Origin of the sequence: Frateuria sp. (assembly GCF_035943815.1) — a bacterium.
Lineage (GTDB): Bacteria > Pseudomonadota > Gammaproteobacteria > Xanthomonadales > Rhodanobacteraceae > Frateuria_A.
Genome location: NZ_DASZBU010000006.1, coordinates 74,216 through 90,826, shown reverse-complemented (window position 1 = coordinate 90,826; position 16,611 = coordinate 74,216). Strand labels below are relative to the sequence as shown.

Genomic DNA, 16,611 nt, shown 5'->3' with positions numbered 1-16,611 from the left:
ATCAGCGGCCGGGCTTGCGCTTCACGCCTGCACCCAGCGCCACGATGACCAGCAGCGAGAGCCCGATCTCGGCCAGCGCAAGCCATTTCACGGTGGGCAGGCTCCATGCCTCGGCCACGCCGTGGCAGAAGTAGAACAGGCTGAGGATGCCGACCCACAGCAGCGCGCGGCGCAGGTCGCGCAACGCGGCCAGCGGCAACAGCAATGGGACCACGGTGATCGCCAGCACCAACCACAGCGGCATGCGCTCCGGCCGGGCGAGCCAGCCGTGCCACAGCAACTGCAGCGCGATCAGCGCGAACCACGCCGCGCGGCCGGCGCGGTAGGCGAGCGGCACCGGCGCATTCATGCCTGTGACGCCAGCTTGCGGGCGGCCTGCGCGAGGCGTCGTCCCAGCGCGCGGGCGAGCTCGCGCTCGTGCTCGCTGACCGGGTTGTCGCCGCGGGTGCCGGCGACATGGCTGGCGCCGTATGGCGTGCCGCCGCTCGCAGTAGCGTTGAGCGCCGGCTCGGTAAAGGGCAGGCCCAGCAGCAGCATGCCGTGGTGCAGCAGGGGCAGGGCCATCGTGAGCAGGGTCGATTCCTGCCCGCCATGCATGGTGCCGGTGGAGGTGAATACGGCCGCCGGCTTGCCGGCCAGCGTGCCGCTGGCCCACTCGGCGCCGGTGGAGTCGAGGAAATGTTTGAGCGGCGCGGCCATGTTTCCGAAGCGCGTGGGGCTGCCCAGCGCCAGGCCCGCGCACTCGGCCAGGTCCTCGCGGCGCACATAAGGCGCGCCTTCGTCCGGCTCCGGCGGCTGCGCCACCTCGGTGACCGGGGCGACCGGCGGCACCTGGCGCAGGCGTGCCTCCAGGCCGGCCTCTTCCACGCCGCGGGCGATCAGCCTTGCGAGCTGTGCGGTGTGTCCGCTGCGGCTGTAGTAGAGGACCAGAATGACGTGTTTTTCGGGATCCGGGCTCATGGCTTCCGTTCGGTTGGGCGTTCACCGGCGATCGGGTAGTGTAGCGGCCGCCTTCCGCTTGATGGTGCCGCCCATGGCCTGGCGTTTCGACCGCGACCGTGCGCTCAGCTTCAGCCGCTTCATCTGGCAGCGGTTCGTAGACGACAAGTGCTTCGAGACCGCCGGCGCCCTGTCCTACACCACGCTGGTATCGCTGGTGCCGCTGATGGTGGCCGTGCTGGCGATGTTCTCGGTGTTTCCGGTGTTCGAGCCGGCGCGCAACATGCTGCTCAACTTCGTTTTCTCCAACTTCTTGCCGGCGACGGGCGAGAAGGTGCAGGAGACGCTGCTGAGCTTCGCGCGCAACGCCAGCCAGCTCACCGGCATCAGCATCCTGGTGATGCTTTTCAGTGCGCTGTCGATGATGGTCAGCATCGAGGACCGCATGAACCGCATCTGGCGCGTGCACCAGGCGCGGACGTGGGGTTCCCGGCTGCTGCTGTATTGGGCGGCGCTGACGCTGGGACCGATCCTGGTGGTAGGCGGCATCGCGGTGACCTCCTACGTGACGGCGATGCCGTTGCTGGCCGGCGCCTATGCGCACCTGGGCCTGGCCCAGCGGCTGCTGGGGTTGCTGCCGTTCGTGGTGACCTTCGTGACGCTGTGGCTGATGTACGGCACGGTGCCCAACTGCAGGGTGCGCCGTTCCGATGCGGCGATCGGCGCGCTGCTGGGCGCCGTGCTGTTCGAGATCGCGCGCTGGGGCTTCACGCTGTTCGTCAGTAACGCGCAGACCTATCAGCAGATCTACGGCGTGCTGGCGACCATTCCGATCTTCCTGCTGTGGATCTACCTGTCGTGGGTGATCGCGATCCTCGGCGCCTCGGTGGCCGCCTCCATCTCGGCCTACGAGTACCACGCGCCGGCCGAGACTCTGCCGGAGGGCGCCGAGTTTCTTGGCCTGCTGGTGGTGCTGCGGCATTTTGTCGACGCGCAGCGCGAAGGTCGCAGCATCGACCCGGCCACCGTGCGGCTGCAGGAGCCCTACCTGCGCAGCGCCTCGATCGCCTGCTACTTCGACGACCTGCAGCGCGCCGATCTGATCCAGCGCGGCGAGGCCGGCGGTTGGCTGCTGAGCCGCAGCCTGGACAGCACCGATCTGCTTCGGGTGTATCGTCACTCCGGTTACCGGTTGCCGCTGCAGCCGACGCAGGAGGCCGGTACGCTGGGCATCGATCTGCCGCCCGCGCTGATCGACCTGCTCGCCGAGGTGGCACGCATGCTCCAGCAGACGCTGGGCACGCGGCTGGACCAGGCCTTTCCCTCATCCCCGAACGAACCGGAGAACGCTTCACCATGAAGATGCCAGGCCTTCTGCTCGCCGCGTTGTTGGCCATCGCCGTGGCGCCGGTGCATGCGGCCATGCCCGTGCAGCCGGCGCTGAAGGTCACCACGCTGGAGGGCAAGCCCTTCGACCTGGCCGCGCAGCGTGGGCACTGGGTGATCGTCAACTTCTGGGCGACCTGGTGCGTGCCGTGCATCAAGGAGATGCCGGGCATCTCCCACTTCGTCGCCAGCCACGCCACCGTGCGCGCCATCGGCCTGGCCTACGAGGATAGCGACAAGGCCGACATCCAGGCCTTCCTGGCCAAACACCCGGTGAGTTACCCCATCGCACAGGTGGCGCTGGACAGCCCGCCGAAGGATTTCGAGGAGCCGCGCGGGCTGCCCACGACCTACCTGATCGCACCCGATGGGCACGTGGCCAAGCGCTTTGTGGGTCCGGTGACGCCGCAGTCGCTGGGTGCGGCGATCGGCGCGGGCAAGTGAGATGGCCGGCGCGCGCTTCCTGGTGAGCGGCCGCGTGCAGGGCGTGTTCTACCGCGCCAGCACCCGTGAGCAGGCGTTGCAGCTGGGCCTGACCGGCCACGCGCGCAATCTGCCCGACGGGCGCGTGGAAGTGTTTGCCTATGGCGAGGCCGCGGCGCTTGATGCGCTGGAACGCTGGTTGTGGCAAGGGCCGGCGGCGGCCAGGGTAACGGACATCCTGCGCGAGGACGGCGCGGGCAAGGCGCCCGAAGGTTTCGGCACGGAGTGACGTCGGCACCGGTGGCCTGGGCGGATCTGCGTTCGGGCGTCTAGAAGTCCAGGTCGATCGGCGGCCGCCCCATCCTGCGCCGTGTCCCGATCGACTGCATCGCGCGCCGGAAGTCGCCGGCGAAGGCGCCGATGTCGAACAAGGGCGATTGTTCGCGCACCGCGGCCAGGCGCGCGCGCAAGGCCGCCAGTGCTGCCTGGTCGCGGCCCAGTCGTATGGCCGTCGCCATGAAGCCGTCGGCTTCCTCGGCCACCAGTTCGGGCACGTGGGCGTGGTGCAGCAGGCTCGCGCAGACGCGGCCCGCAAAGGTCTCGCCGGCCGTGGTCAGCACCGGGCAACCGGCCCAGAGCGCGTCGGCTGCGGTGGTGCGGGCGTTGCAGGGCAGGGTGTCGAGGAAAAGGTCGACCAGGGCATAGCGTGCCAGGTATTCCTCGTGCGGCAGCTGCGGCAGGAACAGCAGCCGCTCCGGCGACACATCGTGTTCTGCGGCTGCGGCGCGCAGCCGTTCATCGGCGCTGTCCGGGCCGGTGCGCAACCACAGCACGCTGCCGGGGACTTCGCGCAGGATCAGCATGAAGCGCGCGAAGGTGGCCGGATCGAGCTTGCGCACGTCGCTGAAGCAGGCGAACACCACACCCGTGTCCGGCAGGCCGCAGGCGGACCGCGCCGGGGGCGGTGCGGGCGAAGCGCAGGCGACCGGCAGAAAGCAGCGCGGCAGACGCAGGATCTTCTCGCTGTAGTCGGCGCGGTGCGACGTCGGCAATACCACCGTGTCGGCCAGCAGATAGTCGATCCAGGGCGCACCGGTGGTGCCCGGGTGGCCCAGCCAGTTCACCTGCAGCGGCGCCGGGCGCAATGCGAGCAGGTCGGCGTTCGTGTGCACGCCATAGCCGGTGAGGTCGGCCAGCACTTCGATGCCCAGTGCATGGATGCGCTCGGCCGCTTGCGGAGGCGGCAGCGCGTCGAGTGCGTGCAGCGGCACGGCGGCGGCCAGGCGCCGGCGCAGCGGGCCACCATCGTCGGCGCAGGTCGCGAACAGGTGCAGTTCCAGTCCGCCCGCCGCGGCCAGTGCCTCGACCAGGCCAGCCACGGTGCGCCCGATGGGATGCTCGCCGAAGCCGTCGGACAGCAGTCCGACGCGGATCGGTTCGGCCGGCGCCGGCTGGCGCCAGGTGAATCCCAGGTGCCCGCGCATCGGCGAAAGCTGCTGCTCGATCGGGCGGGCGAAGCTTTCCAGTGCCTTGCGCTGCAGCGCGCGATCGAACGGCTCGAGCAACAGCGCGAACGGCACGATGCCGTGCTGGCCGGCTTCCACCGCTTCGCGCAGGCGGACGGTCAGCTTGCCCTGCTCGCGCCAGTCGGCCAGGCGGCGTCGCGTGAAGGCGAGACGGCTCAGGGCAGGGCCAGAGCCGGGCGCGTTTTGCAGCGTGCGGGCATAGGCCGCGGCCGCCCCGGCGAGTTCGCCGGAGGCTTCCAGCATGCGGGCGGCCTGGAACGCGTAACGCGGCTCGCCGGGCGCCAGCCGCTCGGCCTCCAGCCACGCCTGGGCGGCTTCGGACAGATGGCCCTGGGCATGCAGCACATGGCCGAGCAGATCGTGGGCGGCCGCCAGATGCGGCGCCAGCGCGAGCGCTTCGCGCACGTGGGCCAGCGCCTGGGCAGCCGCGCCGAGCTCCAGCTCGGCCTCGGCCTGGTTCAGCCGCAGGCCGGGATGCTGCGGGGCTGCGCGGACCGCCTGGACGAAGGTGTCGCGCGCTTCCTCGTGGCGCGCGGCGACCATCTGCGCCACGCCGAGTGCCTGCAGTACCCCCGGATGGCCGGGCACGCGCCCGAGGGTGGCCTGCAGCCGCTCTATCGCCGCCTCCGGGCGGCCGTCCTCTAGCGCCACGTTGGCCAGGTTGCACTGCACTTCCACGCTGGCCGGAGCGAGTTCCGCGGCGCGATGCAGCGCCGTCAGCGCCTCCCGCCGGCGACCCAGCTGCAGCAGGGCGATGCCGTGCAGGCGGGCCAGTTCACCGGAAAGCGGAAATTCCTTGCGCCCCTTCGCCGCGAGCGCTTCGGCTTCGCCGCTGGCGGTGTGTTGAAGCAGGTACGCAAGCCGTTGCAGCAAGGCTTCCAGCTCGGCGCGGGCGTTCGGTGTCATGGGGCCGTGTACTTCCCGCCGGCCCTGCCTTGGGATGGAACGGTTGTCATCGCTATGGCTTCCGCAAGCCTGTTACGCTGGATCGCGCTCAGCTGCCTTGCAAGGATGCCATGGTCGCCAGGTCGATGAACAAGGACGTATTCCATTTCCCGCCCAAATGGCTATTTGCCACCAGGGAGGCGCGGGGCGCCCGCGTCCGGGGCGAGCCTCTCCCCGGATGTACGCGTCAATCGGTCGCCCGCCTGCGGCAGGTTCCAGTGGCCGCACTCGCTCGTCGCTTCCTGGTCCCGGATCCCGATCACCCGGCTCACCCGATGTTCGTCTCGGCGAGCGAGGGCGTGGCGCGCATGGAAGCCCGCCATGGCCTGCCCTGCGGCCCGCACAGCTCGTGCGTGGCCGGCGCACTGGCGGCAGCAGCGCGGCGTGCCGGCCTGCAGCGCGTCGACAGCGTCGAGCTGTCGGCCGACCGGTCGAGCTGTGCAGGACGAACTGCACAGCCCGTTCCGCCGGCTGGCCGTGGTCGATACGGTGCAGGCGGCGCATACCCCCGCTGGAGCGCAGCAACGCCGAGGCGTTCACGTTGCAGCAGTTGCAGACCGTCTCGGTCCTGGCCCAGCGCGAGCCCATGGCTTTGACGGTCGAGCCGGCGCAGGCGCCGATGCGCTAGGCGGTCGTCCACTTCCTCAGGACGCGAGGCTTTTCAGCTCGTCGGCCTGGTGCTCGCGGGTGAGCGTGTCGACCAGCTCGTCCAGGTCGCCGGCGAGCACGTCGGGCAGCCGGTACAGCGTGAGGTTGACGCGGTGGTCGGTAATTCGCCCCTGCGGGAAGTTGTAGGTGCGGATGCGCTGGCTGCGGTCGCCCGAACCCACCTGCAGGCGACGTTCCTGCGCCTGCGCGGCGGTCTGCTTGGCCTGCGCCTCGTCGAGCAGGCGCGCCTTCAGCAGCGACAGCGCGCGTGCGCGGTTCTTGTGCTGGCTGCGCTCGTCCTGGCACTCGACCACGATGCCCGTGGGCAGGTGCGTGATGCGGATGGCCGAGTCGGTCTTGTTGACGTGCTGGCCGCCGGCGCCCGAGGCGCGGAACGTATCGGTCTTGAGATCCGCCGGGTTGATCGGGATGTCCTCGATCTCGTCCATTTCGGGCAGGATCGCCACGGTCGCCGCCGAGGTGTGGATGCGCCCCTGCGATTCGGTCTCCGGCACTCGCTGTACGCGGTGCGTGCCGGACTCGAACTTCAGCCGCGAGTAGGCGCCCTTGCCCTCGATGCGGGCGACGATTTCCTTGTAGCCGCCATGCTCGCCCGGGTTCTCGCTGAGCACCTCGACATGCCAGCGGCGACGCTCGGCGTAGCGCGCATACATGCGGAACAGGTCGCCGGCGAACAGCGCGGCCTCGTCGCCGCCGGTGCCCGCGCGCACCTCCAGGAACAGATTGGCCTCGTCGCGCGGGTCCTTGGGCAGCAGCAGGATCTGCAGCTCGCCGTCCAGCTCGCCCAGGCGCGCTTCCAGGCGCGCGATGTCGTCGGCGGCCATCTCGCGCAGTTCCGGGTCGGCCAGCATGGCGCGCGTCTCGGCGAGCTCGTTCTGCGCCTGGTCGTGCTCGCGCAGCGCGGCGGTCACCGGCTCGATCTGCGCGTACTCGCGCGACAGCTCGCGGAACCGGTTGGCGTCGGCGAGCACATCCGGCTGCGCCAGCAGCAGACCGATCTCCTCGTGGCGCTCGGCCAGGGTTTCAAGTTTGCGGCGGATCGATGGGGTCATGGCGAAATGGATGGCGCGGGTGGAAGGGGCCGGCAACGTCCGGCTCGCGACGCGGGAGCGGCAGCCAGCCGCTCTCGCTATGGGTCCCGTTCGTCCGTCTCGCCGTACAGCCGTCCAGCCGCGTGCAGCAGGTCCAGGTCGCCGTTGAGCGCCGCCTCGCGCAGGCGCGCGCTGGGGTGGTGCAACAGCTTGTTGGTCAGCGTGTTGGCGAGGAAGGCCAGCGCCTCGTCGGGCGACTTGCCGCGCGCCAGCATCGCCTGGGCCTTGACCAGCACCTCGTCGCGGTAGCGCTCGGCGTGCTGGCGCAGGTCGATCGCCGGATTGCGCAGGGCGAGCGCGCGGCGCCAGGCCATGTAGCGCTCCACCTGCAGGTCGATGATGGTCTCGGCTTCGCGCGCCGCCGTTTCGCGCGAGCGGCGGTTGTCGTCGATCACCTGCTGCAGGTCGTCGACGCCGTAGAGGTAGACGTCCTCCAGCGTGGCGACCGACGGCTCTATGTCCCGCGGCACGGCGATGTCGACCATGAACACTGGCCGGCGCTTTCGCGCGGCCACTGCCTGCTCGACCATCGGCCGCGTCACCACCGGCTGCCGCGCGGCGGTGGAGGAGATCACGATGTCGGCTTCGGCCAGATGCTGCGGCAGGTCGGTCAGCGCGATGGCGTAACCACCGTAGCGGCTGGCCAGCTCCTGCGCGTTTTCCAGCGTGCGGTTGGCGACGATCAGGCGGCGCACCTGCTTGTCGGCGAGGTGGCGTGCGGCCAGCTCGATGGTGTCGCCGGCGCCGATGAGCAGCACGCAGGCCTGTTTGAGATCGGTGAACACCTGCTCCGCCAGGCGCACCGCGGTGAACGCCACCGACACGGTGTGCGCGCCGATGCGCGTGTCGGTGCGTACGCGCTTGGCCACCTGGAAGGTGCTTTGCAGAAGCCGGTCCAGCGGCGCGCCCAGCGCCTGCGCATCGCGGGCGAGCTGGTAGGCATCCTTGACCTGGCCCAGGATCTGCGGCTCGCCCAGCACCATCGAATCGAGCCCGGTGGCCACGCGGTACATGTGCCGCACGGCGGCGTCCTCGTCGTGCCGGTAAAGGAACTCGTCCAGCTTGCCGGGGGTCAAGCGATGGTGGCGGTTGAACCATGCCTGCGGCGCGTGTTCGGCACCCTCGGCCACGCCGACGTAAAGCTCCGTGCGGTTGCAGGTGGAAAGGATCAGCGCCTCTTCCACGCCCGGCTCGGCCTTCAGTTCGCGCAGCGCTTCGCTGGCGGCGTCCGCATCGAACGCCACCTGCTCGCGCAGGCTGACCGGCGCGGTGAGGTGATTGAGCCCGAGGGCGATCAGCGGCATGGCGTGGAGTGCGAATTGACGACGGGGTATCCGCGGCGGCGTAGGCTAAGCTTTCGTACCTGTGGCGGTTCGGTACGGCCAGGACGGACGATGGGATGGCAACTAGTGTGCTGAGCGTGAAGACCAAGTTCAAGCAACTGCGGCAATTTGCTGGTGCGGCCGGCTGTACGCTGGCCCTGGCCGCCTGCGCCGGCATGCCCGGGCCGCACGCCGCCACGCCGGCGCCCAAGCAGCCATTGGACCGGCTGACCGTGGTCACGCCCGATGCCGAACACGACCTGCTGGCGCAATTGCTGGCCGGGGAAATGGCGCTCACCCGCAACGACCTCAAGGAGGCCTCCGCCCGCTACGGCCGGGCGATGGCCCTGTCGGACGATCCCGATGTGGCCCAGCGCGCGGTGGAACTGGCCCTGGCGGTGCGCGACGAAGCGGCCGTGCAGCGCGCGATCGGGCGCTGGAAGGCGCTCGGCGCCAGCACCGCCGACCTGGCCCAGGCGCAGGCCGAGCTGGCGCTGGCCACCGGCGACACCGCCGGTGCGCGCGAGCAGCTGGAACGCCTGATCGGCAGTGGCGATGCGCATGCCTGGCGTCGCTTCGGCCGCGCCTTGGTCGGCGCCCGCGACCCCGCCCAGGCGGCACGGCTGCTCGAAGCCATGGCCACGCCCGCGCGGCTGCCTGCCGACCCTAAGGCCTGGCTGGCGATGAGCGAGCTCGGCGACAAGCTGGGGCGGCCCGACTACGCGATGCGGCTGGCCGATGCCGCCGTTGTGCGCTTTCACGACACCGAGACTTACGCCTGGGCGGCGCAGCTGAAATTCAAGGCTGGCGACCGCAAGGGTGCGACCGCGCTGCTCAAGCAGGCGCTGGCCCGGTCGCCGGACGACGTGCGCCTGCGCCTGACCTACGCCAGCCTGCTCAGCCAGGGCGGCGACTATGCAACGGCCGCCAGGCTGCTCGACAACGGACCACAGAGCGCCGAGATCTATGCCCTGCGCGCGGCACTGGCCGCGCAGGCGCACGACCAGAAGGCCATCGCGCGGCTGTATCGCCAGCTCAAGCAGGCGCCGCCGGACGTGCGCGATGGCAACACCTTCCTGCTCGGCCAGCTGGCCGAGATGCAGGACCGCAAGGACGAGGCGCTCGCCTGGTACGACCAGGTCGGCGACGAGGACCCGCACGCCTTCGACGCCGACCTGCGCAGCGCGGTGATCCTGCACACCCAGGGCAAGGTGGCCGACGCGCACGCCCTGCTGGAGCAGCTGGAGACCGCCTACCTCGACCAGCCCGAGCAGCTGCGCCGCGCCTGGCAAGCCGACGCCGAGCTGTACATGCGCGAGCAGCACTACGCGCAGGCGGCCAAGGCCTACGGCCACGCCCTGCAGGTGCTGCCGGACGATCCCGGCTTGCTCTACGGCCGCGGCCTGGCCTATGCCGAGGCTGGCCGGATCGACCAGGCCGTCGCCGATTTCCGCCACCTGCTGAAGATCAAGCCCGACGACGTGGACGCGAGCAACGCGCTGGGCTACACCCTCGCCGACGCCGGCCGCGACCTGCCCGAGGCGAAAAAGTTGATCGAGGTGGCGCGCGCGGCCAAGCCGCACGATCCGGCCATTGCCGATTCCTGGGGCTGGCTGCAATACCGCCTGGGCCACCTGGACGAGGCGGCGCGCTCGCTGCGCCAGGCCTGGAGCAGCGCGCGGGATGCCGACGTTGGCGTGCATCTGGGCGAGGTGCTGTGGAAGCTGGGCAAGCGCCAGGATGCCCGGCAGGTGTTCGAACAGGTGCGCAGGCTGGACCCGAACAACGCCAACCTCCACAAGACCGTGCAGCGGCTCGAGCCATGAGGCGCCTGGTCCTGATGGGCGCGGCAGCCGGGTTGCTGCTCGCCGCCTGCGCGCCGGTGCCGGTACGCAAGCCGGCCGACCAGGCCGCGCTGGCGGCGCAGGCCGCGCGCGAAAAGCAGCTGGCCGGCGTGGAAGGCTGGACGCTGGAGGGCCACCTGGCCGTCTCGGATGGCCACGACGGCGGCAGCGGCACGCTGACCTGGACTCAGGATGGCGAGCGCTACGACTTCGACTTACGCGCGCCGATCACGGGCAAGAGTTTCCGCTTGAGCGGCGGCCCGGCCGGGGCGATGCTCGAGGGCATCGAGGGTGGGCCGTTGCGCGGCCCGGATGCCGAGACGCTGATGCGCAAGGCATTGGGCTGGGAGGTGCCGCTGCGCGAACTGCGCGCCTGGGTGCTCGGCTTGCGTGCACCCGTCGGGGTAGCCGAGCTGAGCTTCGGCGAGCACGAGCTGCCGGCGCTGCTGCAGCAGGATGGCTGGACGGTCGATTATCGTGCCTGGGATCTGTCCCGCCAGCCACCGCTGCCGCAGAAGGTCTTCGCCAGCCAGCCGCCGTACAAGGTGAAGCTGTCGATCGACAGCTTCCGTCTTGCGCCGGCGCCGTGCGCCGATTGCGGACGCTGAAGCCGTGACGATGACCATCGTGCGCGCCGTGCCGGCGCAGGTTTCGGTGTTGTGCGCCATCGAGCGCGCGGCGGTGGAGTTGTTCCGTGGCCATCGTGCGTGGCCTTCCTATGCCGCCATGGCGATACCTCCGGACTTGCTGGAAGCGGCCATCGCACGTGGCCTGGTGTGGGTGGCCCAGCTGCGGGACGGCACGCCGGTCGGATTCGCCTGGCTGGACGACGACATCGGCGGCAGTGCCATCGGCATCGCCGAGATCGACGTGCTTCCCGCCCATGGGCGCCGCGGCATCGGTGCGGCCCTGCTCGAGCATGCGTGCGGCTGGGCGCGCGCCGCCGGCTACACGCGCGTCGACCTCGGTACGCTGGCGGACGTGCCGTGGAACGCGCCGTTCTACGCGAAGCATGGCTTCGTGCCGGTGGACAAGGCCGATCCCGCCTTCGCTTACGCCCGCGACCGCGACCGCGAAAACGGTTTCCCCGACGCGCTGCGGGTATTTATGTCGCGAACGCTCGCGCCACCGGCGCGCGAGGAGTGGACGGCCTGGCCGGCGCCGGCCAAACTCAACCTGTTCCTGCGCATCCTCGGCCGTCGCGCCGACGGCTACCATGAACTGCAGACGGTGTTCCGCCTGCTCGACTGGGGCGACGAGGTACGCCTGCGCGTGCGCCCCGACGGCGCCATCACGCGCGCCGGCGAATTGCCGGGCGTGCCCGCCGAGTCGGACCTGACGGTGCGGGCCGCGCGGCTGCTGCAGGCGGAAACAGGCCTGGCGCTCGGCGCCGAGATCGCGGTGGACAAGCGCATCCCGATGGGCGGCGGGCTCGGCGGCGGCAGTTCCGACGCGGCCTCGGTGCTGGTGGCGCTCAACCACTTGTGGGGCTGCGGCCTGGATGAGGACGCGCTGGCCGGCCTGGGACAACGGCTGGGTGCGGACGTGCCGGTGTTCGTGCGCGGCCGTTCGGCTTGGGGCCAAGGCGTGGGAGAGCGGCTCACGCCTGTCGCACTGCCGCGGCGCTGGTACGTCGTGCTGGATCCGCGCGAACACGTGCCCACCGCGGCCTTGTTTCAAGCGCCTGAATTGACACGAAATGCACCTCGGGCGACAATTTCATCCTTTGTTTCCGGCGAAGCGGCGGAAAACGCATTCGAGCCGGTCGTGCGTGCGCGACACCCTGGAGTGGCCGCGGCGCTGGACTGGCTCTCGCGTTTCGGCCGCGCCCGGCTTTCCGGCAGCGGCGGGTGCGTGTTCCTGGAAGTCGCCTCGCTCACGCGGGCGCGAAAGCTGGTGCGGCAATGCCCCGCGCAGTTCGCGGCGCAACTGGCCGAGGGCGTGGATGCATCGCCCCTGCAGGCGGCGCTGGCGCGCCAGCGCGGCAGGATCGCTTCGCCGGGCAATGAGTGCGGATGAGAAGAAGGTCGGCAGGCCACCAGGACGGGGGTTGCCAAAACGAAACACTGGGGCGTCGCCAAGCTGGTTAAGGCACGGGATTTTGATTCCCGCATGCGCAGGTTCGAATCCTGCCGCCCCAGCCATTCCTAAGATGGCCAACTGAGGAACCACCGTGGACACGTCCACCCCGATGCTCTTCACCGGCAATGCCCATCACGCCCTGGCCGACGACGTCGCGCACCGGCTCGGCGTGCCGCTGGGCAAGGCGCTGGTCGGCAAGTTCAGCGACGGCGAGGTGCAGGTCGAGATCGAGGAGAACGTGCGCCGCCAGGAAGTCTTCGTGCTGCAGCCGACCGGCGCGCCGAGTGCGGAGAATCTGATCGAACTCCTGACCCTGGTTGATGCGCTCAAGCGCGCTTCCGCCGCCAGCGTCACCGCGGTGATGCCGTACTTCGGCTACGCCCGGCAGGACCGCCGTCCGCGCTCGGCGCGCGTGCCGATTACCGCCAAGATGGTTGCCAAGATGATCGGCACCTGCGGCGTGGATCGCGTGCTCACGGTCGACCTGCACGCCGACCAGATCCAGGGCTTCTTCGACATCCCGGTGGACAACGTCTACGCCTCGCCGATCCTGCTGGCGGACATCTGGCGCAACCACTCGATGGACGACCTGATCGTGGTCAGCCCTGACGTCGGCGGCGTGGTGCGCGCCCGCGCGATCGCCAAGCGGCTGGACGACGCGGACCTGGCGATCATCGACAAGCGCCGCCCCAAGGCCAACGTCGCCACGGTGATGAACATCATCGGCGAGGTGGACGGCAAGACGTGCGTGCTGGTCGACGACATCGTCGACACCGCCGGAACCTTGTGCGCCGCGGCCGCGGCGCTGAAGGAGCGCGGCGCGCGCAAGGTGGTCGCCTACTGCGTGCACCCGGTGCTTTCCGGCGCGGCGATCGGCAACATCGAGAACTCCCAGCTCGACCAGCTGGTGGTCACCAACACCTTGCCGCTTCGCCCCGAGGCGCAGAGCTGTAGCAAGATCCGCCAGCTCTCGGTCGCCGAGTTGCTGGCCGAAACGATCCGCCGCATCGCCTTCGGCGAATCGGTGAGCTCGCTTTACGTGGATTGAGTTCGAAAGTCCGCCCGAGACGGGCGGTATTGATCTTCAAGCTTTTCGCGGCAGGACGTCGCGCAGAGGCAACCGACTTCCCTGGTCGCGGGGAAGTCACCCAAGCCGCCGTGAGGCGGTTCATCACACCAAGGCAGTAAACGAAAATGGCCCAGACTCATGAAATCAAGGCCCAGAGCCGCAACGACGAGGGGAAAGGTGCGAGCCGCCGCCTGCGTCGCGCCGCGATGGTGCCTGCCGTCGTCTACGGCGCGAACCAGCCGCCGCAGAGCATCCAGATCGAGCACAACACCATCCTGCTCGCCGCCAAGCACGAGTGGTTCTTCTCCTCCATCCTCGACCTGAACGTCGACGGCAAGGTGCAGAAGGTGCTGGTGCGCGACTGGCAGAAGCATCCGTTCAAGCAGCAGATGCTGCATATGGACTTCCTGCGCATCAACGAGAACGAGGCGGTCCGCGTGAACGTGCCGCTGCACTTCCTCAACCAGGAGAAGTCCCCTGCCGGCAAGACCTCCGGCGTGGTGATCTCGCACAACCTGACCGAAGTGGAAGTGTCCTGCCTGCCCAAGGACCTGCCCGAGTTCATCGAGCTGGACCTGGTCGACCTGAAGCCCGGCGACATCGTGCACCTGTCGCAGCTGAAGCTGCCCAAGGGCGTGAGCCTGCCGGCGCTGCACCTGGGTGCCGACCACGACATCGCCGTGGTCACCGCCAACACGGTGAAGGAAGAGGCCGAGCCGGCCGCCGAAGCCGCGGCAGCGCCCGAGGGCGAAGCCAAGCCCGCCGAGAAGAAGTAAGCCTTGCGCCCGGCATCCCGCTGCGCGCGGGATGCCGGAGCATCGGCTTATCGCATGGCTGGTTTGCGACTCATCGTCGGCCTGGGCAACCCCGGTGCCGAATACCTCCGGACCCGGCACAACGCCGGGTTCTGGTTTGTTGACGCCCTCGCAACGGGGCAGGGCGAGCGCTTCGCCTTCGACGGCAAGCTGCACGGCGAGGCCTGCCGCGTGCGAATCGGCGGCGATAGCGTGTGGCTGCTCAAGCCCGCCACCTTCATGAACAAGAGCGGCATCGCGGTCGCCTCCGCGCTGCGCTATTACAAGATCGAGCCGGACGAGTGCCTGGTCGCCCATGACGAGCTCGATCTGCCGGCCGGTACCGTGCGGATGAAATTCGACGGCGGCCACGGCGGCCAGAACGGCCTGCGCGACACCATCCAACATCTGGGCCACGGCAAGTTCCACCGCCTGCGCATCGGCATCGGCCATCCCGGCCACAAGGACAAGGTCACGCCCTGGGTACTGGGCAAGCCCTCCGCGCAGGACGAGGATGCGATCCTCGATGGCATCGCCCGCGCGCTGGACGTGCTGCCGCTGGCGGTGGCCGGACAGTTCGACAAGGCGATGCAGCAGTTGCATACCGCAGGCCCGTAATGGCCGCCCGGTAACCGTCGCCAGCGATCGGCCGCTACCTGACAACCGACCGTCACGCCCGCTCCCGCGGAATGACGGCCAAGAAGACCAACATTCCGGAGTCACCATGGGCATCAAATGCGGCATCGTCGGCCTGCCCAACGTCGGCAAGTCCACCCTGTTCAACGCGCTGACCAAGGCCGGCATCGCCGCCGCCAACTTCCCGTTCTGCACGATCGAGCCGAACGTGGGCGTGGTGCCGGTGCCGGATGAGCGGCTGAACGCGCTCTCGGCCATCGTCAACCCGCAGAAGGTCGTGCCGACCGCGGTCGAGTTCGTCGACATCGCCGGCCTGGTCGCCGGCGCCTCCAAGGGCGAGGGCCTGGGCAACAAGTTCCTGGCGCACATCCGCGAGGTCGACGCCATCGCCCACGTGGTGCGATGCTTCGAGCACAGCGACATCGTGCACGTGGCCGGCAAGGTCGACCCGATTGCCGATATCGAGACGATCGACACCGAGCTCGCGCTCGCCGATCTGGATTCGGTCGAGAAGGCGCTCAACCGCGCCGAGCGGGCGGCCAAGGCCAACGACAAGGAAGCGCTGGCCAAGAAGCCGGTGCTGGCGAAACTCGCCGCCGCCCTGAACGAAGGCAAGTCCGCGCGCAGCGTGGATCTGGACGACGACGAGAAGGCGCTGGTGCGCGACCTGTTCCTGCTCACCCTGAAGCCGCTGATGTACATCGCCAACGTGCGCGAGGACGGCTTCGAGAACAATCCGCATCTGGATGCCGTGCGCGCCCGCGCCGCCACCGAAGGCGCCGAGGTGGTGCCGGTTTGCGCGGCGATCGAGGAAGAGCTGGCGCAGTTGGACGACGCCGACCGCGACGAGTTCCTCAAGGACCTGGGCTTGGACGAGCCGGGCCTGAACCGCGTGATCCGCGCCGGCTACAAGCTGCTCAACCTGCAGACCTACTTCACCGCGGGCGTCAAGGAAGTGCGCGCCTGGACGGTGAAGAAGGGCGCCACCGCCCCGCAGGCCGCCGGTGTCATCCACACCGACTTCGAGCGTGGCTTCATCCGCGCCGAGACCGTCGCCTACGACGACTTCATCCAGTACAAGGGCGAAGCCGGCGCCGCCGCGGCGGGGCGCCTGCGCAAGGAAGGCAAGGACTACATCGTCAAGGATGGCGACGTGCTGCATTTCCTGTTCAACGTCTGAGCGGCGGTTCGGCGCCTGGCGCCGAAGGCGGCAGGGTCGCAGGGCGCTGCGCGGGCTCGTTGCCAAGGTCTGGCTCGGCCCGGCAGGGCCTATGCAGTGGGCGCACCTGCCGACGAGCTGACGTCGCCGGGACGATGGCCGGCAGTACTGCTGCAACCCGCGCGGCCTTGTGCACGAGGCCGCGCTGATGATCTGATCGGTGCATGCCCGACCTGCACCTGCGCCTGGCAAGACCCGAGGACGTCCAAGCCGTCAGCCGGCTGGCGCGCCGTGTGGCGAGCCGCTGGATCCTGCCCGAGCAAGAGCCGGCCGCCGGCCTGGCACTGCTGCAACGGCTCGGCACGCGGACGCTGCGCGAACGCATGCGCGACGGCCAGCGTTTCCACCTCGCCTGGGTGGGCGCGACGCTGGTCGGCATCGCGGCGATGCGCGGGGACAGCCACCTGATCCACTTCTTCGTCGGCACCCGCTGGCAGGGGCGCGGCATCGCGCGCAGGCTGTGGCAGCGGGCGATGGCCGATGCGGTGCGTCGGGCCGGCACGCGCCGGTTCACCCTCAACGCCACGCGCATGGCCGTGCCGGTGTATCTGCGTTTCGGCTTTGCGGCGACCGGGCCGGAAGGTTTCTCGCCGAACGGCATCCGCAGCACGCCGATGGCGCTGGAAGTCCCGCGCCGGCCTCCGCGGGCATAATCGCCTGCTACCC

General features: G+C 69.7%; 17 protein-coding genes and 1 tRNA gene. 13 read left to right on the top strand and 5 right to left on the bottom strand.

Features of this window, described 5'->3' with window-relative positions; translation table 11 throughout:
• Window position 1: 1 nt before the first annotated feature.
• Entirely contained in the window at window positions 2-349 is a 348-nt protein-coding gene (locus VGU65_RS03895) for a DUF2069 domain-containing protein (RefSeq protein WP_327473055.1), read from the bottom strand.
• On the bottom strand, window positions 346-960 hold the full coding sequence (gene wrbA, locus VGU65_RS03890; RefSeq protein WP_327473053.1) for an NAD(P)H:quinone oxidoreductase: 615 nt from the start codon (window positions 958-960) through the stop codon (window positions 346-348). Before wrbA ends, VGU65_RS03895 begins: the two co-directional genes overlap by 4 nt.
• A 73-nt stretch (window positions 961-1,033) precedes the next feature.
• Here wrbA and VGU65_RS03885 point away from each other — a divergent pair, with 73 nt between their 5' ends.
• From VGU65_RS03885 to VGU65_RS03875, 3 genes are read left to right on the top strand one after another with little or no spacing between them, the layout of a single operon-like run.
• Window positions 1,034-2,299, top strand: a complete 1,266-nt coding sequence (locus VGU65_RS03885) for a YihY family inner membrane protein (RefSeq protein WP_327473052.1) — start codon at window positions 1,034-1,036, stop codon at window positions 2,297-2,299.
• On the top strand, window positions 2,296-2,769 hold the full coding sequence (locus tag VGU65_RS03880) for a TlpA family protein disulfide reductase (protein WP_327473051.1): 474 nt from the start codon (window positions 2,296-2,298) through the stop codon (window positions 2,767-2,769). Before VGU65_RS03885 ends, VGU65_RS03880 begins: the two co-directional genes overlap by 4 nt.
• Before the next feature lies 1 nt (window position 2,770).
• A complete protein-coding gene (locus tag VGU65_RS03875; protein ID WP_327473050.1) occupies window positions 2,771-3,037 on the top strand; it encodes an acylphosphatase in 267 nt (88 codons plus the stop codon).
• A gap of 40 nt (window positions 3,038-3,077) precedes the next feature.
• Here VGU65_RS03875 and VGU65_RS03870 read toward each other — a convergent pair whose 3' ends face one another.
• Window positions 3,078-5,180: an O-linked N-acetylglucosamine transferase, SPINDLY family protein gene (locus VGU65_RS03870; RefSeq protein ID WP_327473049.1), complete on the bottom strand. Its 2,103-nt coding sequence runs from the start codon at window positions 5,178-5,180 to the stop codon at window positions 3,078-3,080.
• A gap of 110 nt (window positions 5,181-5,290) precedes the next feature.
• On the opposite strand from VGU65_RS03870, the gene VGU65_RS15620 reads away from it, so the two are divergent.
• Window positions 5,291-5,815: an XVIPCD domain-containing protein gene (locus tag VGU65_RS15620; protein WP_414655792.1), complete on the top strand. Its 525-nt coding sequence runs from the start codon at window positions 5,291-5,293 to the stop codon at window positions 5,813-5,815.
• A gap of 48 nt (window positions 5,816-5,863) precedes the next feature.
• On the opposite strand, the gene prfA is transcribed toward VGU65_RS15620, so the two are convergent.
• Window positions 5,864-6,940, bottom strand: coding sequence for a peptide chain release factor 1 (prfA, locus tag VGU65_RS03865; RefSeq protein ID WP_327473047.1), 1,077 nt, complete (start codon window positions 6,938-6,940; stop codon window positions 5,864-5,866).
• A 77-nt stretch (window positions 6,941-7,017) separates the two neighbouring features.
• Window positions 7,018-8,283 carry a glutamyl-tRNA reductase gene (gene hemA / locus VGU65_RS03860; protein WP_327473046.1) on the bottom strand — a complete coding sequence of 422 codons (1,266 nt, stop codon included), beginning with the start codon at window positions 8,281-8,283 and terminating at the stop codon, window positions 7,018-7,020.
• A 95-nt stretch (window positions 8,284-8,378) separates the two neighbouring features.
• Here hemA and VGU65_RS03855 point away from each other — a divergent pair, with 95 nt between their 5' ends.
• The 9 genes from VGU65_RS03855 (at window position 8,379) to VGU65_RS03815 (ending at window position 16,598) form a co-directional block, all read left to right on the top strand.
• Window positions 8,379-10,127 carry a tetratricopeptide repeat protein gene (locus tag VGU65_RS03855; protein WP_327473045.1) on the top strand — a complete coding sequence of 583 codons (1,749 nt, stop codon included), beginning with the start codon at window positions 8,379-8,381 and terminating at the stop codon, window positions 10,125-10,127.
• Window positions 10,124-10,753 (top strand): lipoprotein insertase outer membrane protein LolB, encoded by a 630-nt coding sequence (gene lolB, locus VGU65_RS03850; RefSeq protein ID WP_327473044.1) that lies wholly within the window; start codon window positions 10,124-10,126, stop codon window positions 10,751-10,753. Before VGU65_RS03855 ends, lolB begins: the two co-directional genes overlap by 4 nt.
• Before the next feature lie 10 nt (window positions 10,754-10,763).
• Window positions 10,764-12,164 (top strand): 4-(cytidine 5'-diphospho)-2-C-methyl-D-erythritol kinase, encoded by a 1,401-nt coding sequence (gene ispE / locus VGU65_RS03845; protein ID WP_414655791.1) that lies wholly within the window; start codon window positions 10,764-10,766, stop codon window positions 12,162-12,164.
• A gap of 48 nt (window positions 12,165-12,212) precedes the next feature.
• Window positions 12,213-12,289: transfer RNA gene (locus tag VGU65_RS03840), tRNA-Gln, on the top strand.
• A 47-nt stretch (window positions 12,290-12,336) separates the two neighbouring features.
• Window positions 12,337-13,275 carry a ribose-phosphate diphosphokinase gene (locus VGU65_RS03835; RefSeq protein WP_327473259.1) on the top strand — a complete coding sequence of 313 codons (939 nt, stop codon included), beginning with the start codon at window positions 12,337-12,339 and terminating at the stop codon, window positions 13,273-13,275.
• A 146-nt stretch (window positions 13,276-13,421) separates the two neighbouring features.
• A complete protein-coding gene (locus VGU65_RS03830; protein WP_327473042.1) occupies window positions 13,422-14,072 on the top strand; it encodes a 50S ribosomal protein L25/general stress protein Ctc in 651 nt (216 codons plus the stop codon).
• A 54-nt stretch (window positions 14,073-14,126) separates the two neighbouring features.
• Entirely contained in the window at window positions 14,127-14,708 is a 582-nt protein-coding gene (gene pth, locus VGU65_RS03825; protein ID WP_327473041.1) for an aminoacyl-tRNA hydrolase, read from the top strand.
• 106 nt (window positions 14,709-14,814) lie between these two features.
• Window positions 14,815-15,906, top strand: coding sequence for a redox-regulated ATPase YchF (gene ychF / locus VGU65_RS03820; RefSeq protein WP_327473040.1), 1,092 nt, complete (start codon window positions 14,815-14,817; stop codon window positions 15,904-15,906).
• A gap of 203 nt (window positions 15,907-16,109) precedes the next feature.
• Window positions 16,110-16,598, top strand: coding sequence for a GNAT family N-acetyltransferase (locus VGU65_RS03815; protein ID WP_327473039.1), 489 nt, complete (start codon window positions 16,110-16,112; stop codon window positions 16,596-16,598).
• The last annotated feature ends 13 nt before the right edge of the window (window positions 16,599-16,611 follow it).

What these genes read in the sequence shown, in the direction of transcription:
- VGU65_RS03895 (WP_327473055.1), bottom strand. Translation starts at nt 349, where the DNA reads ATGAATGCGCCGGTGCCGCTCGCCTACCGCGCCGGCCGCGCGGCGTGG.
- wrbA (WP_327473053.1), bottom strand. Translation starts at nt 960, where the DNA reads ATGAGCCCGGATCCCGAAAAACACGTCATTCTGGTCCTCTACTACAGC.
- VGU65_RS03885 (WP_327473052.1), top strand. Translation starts at nt 1,034, where the DNA reads ATGGCCTGGCGTTTCGACCGCGACCGTGCGCTCAGCTTCAGCCGCTTC.
- VGU65_RS03880 (WP_327473051.1), top strand. Translation starts at nt 2,296, where the DNA reads ATGAAGATGCCAGGCCTTCTGCTCGCCGCGTTGTTGGCCATCGCCGTG.
- VGU65_RS03875 (WP_327473050.1), top strand. Translation starts at nt 2,771, where the DNA reads ATGGCCGGCGCGCGCTTCCTGGTGAGCGGCCGCGTGCAGGGCGTGTTC.
- VGU65_RS03870 (WP_327473049.1), bottom strand. Translation starts at nt 5,180, where the DNA reads ATGACACCGAACGCCCGCGCCGAGCTGGAAGCCTTGCTGCAACGGCTT.
- VGU65_RS15620 (WP_414655792.1), top strand. Translation starts at nt 5,291, where the DNA reads ATGGTCGCCAGGTCGATGAACAAGGACGTATTCCATTTCCCGCCCAAA.
- prfA (WP_327473047.1), bottom strand. Translation starts at nt 6,940, where the DNA reads ATGACCCCATCGATCCGCCGCAAACTTGAAACCCTGGCCGAGCGCCAC.
- hemA (WP_327473046.1), bottom strand. Translation starts at nt 8,283, where the DNA reads ATGCCGCTGATCGCCCTCGGGCTCAATCACCTCACCGCGCCGGTCAGC.
- VGU65_RS03855 (WP_327473045.1), top strand. Translation starts at nt 8,379, where the DNA reads ATGGCAACTAGTGTGCTGAGCGTGAAGACCAAGTTCAAGCAACTGCGG.
- lolB (WP_327473044.1), top strand. Translation starts at nt 10,124, where the DNA reads ATGAGGCGCCTGGTCCTGATGGGCGCGGCAGCCGGGTTGCTGCTCGCC.
- ispE (WP_414655791.1), top strand. Translation starts at nt 10,764, where the DNA reads ATGACCATCGTGCGCGCCGTGCCGGCGCAGGTTTCGGTGTTGTGCGCC.
- VGU65_RS03835 (WP_327473259.1), top strand. Translation starts at nt 12,337, where the DNA reads ATGCTCTTCACCGGCAATGCCCATCACGCCCTGGCCGACGACGTCGCG.
- VGU65_RS03830 (WP_327473042.1), top strand. Translation starts at nt 13,422, where the DNA reads ATGGCCCAGACTCATGAAATCAAGGCCCAGAGCCGCAACGACGAGGGG.
- pth (WP_327473041.1), top strand. Translation starts at nt 14,127, where the DNA reads ATGGCTGGTTTGCGACTCATCGTCGGCCTGGGCAACCCCGGTGCCGAA.
- ychF (WP_327473040.1), top strand. Translation starts at nt 14,815, where the DNA reads ATGGGCATCAAATGCGGCATCGTCGGCCTGCCCAACGTCGGCAAGTCC.
- VGU65_RS03815 (WP_327473039.1), top strand. Translation starts at nt 16,110, where the DNA reads ATGCCCGACCTGCACCTGCGCCTGGCAAGACCCGAGGACGTCCAAGCC.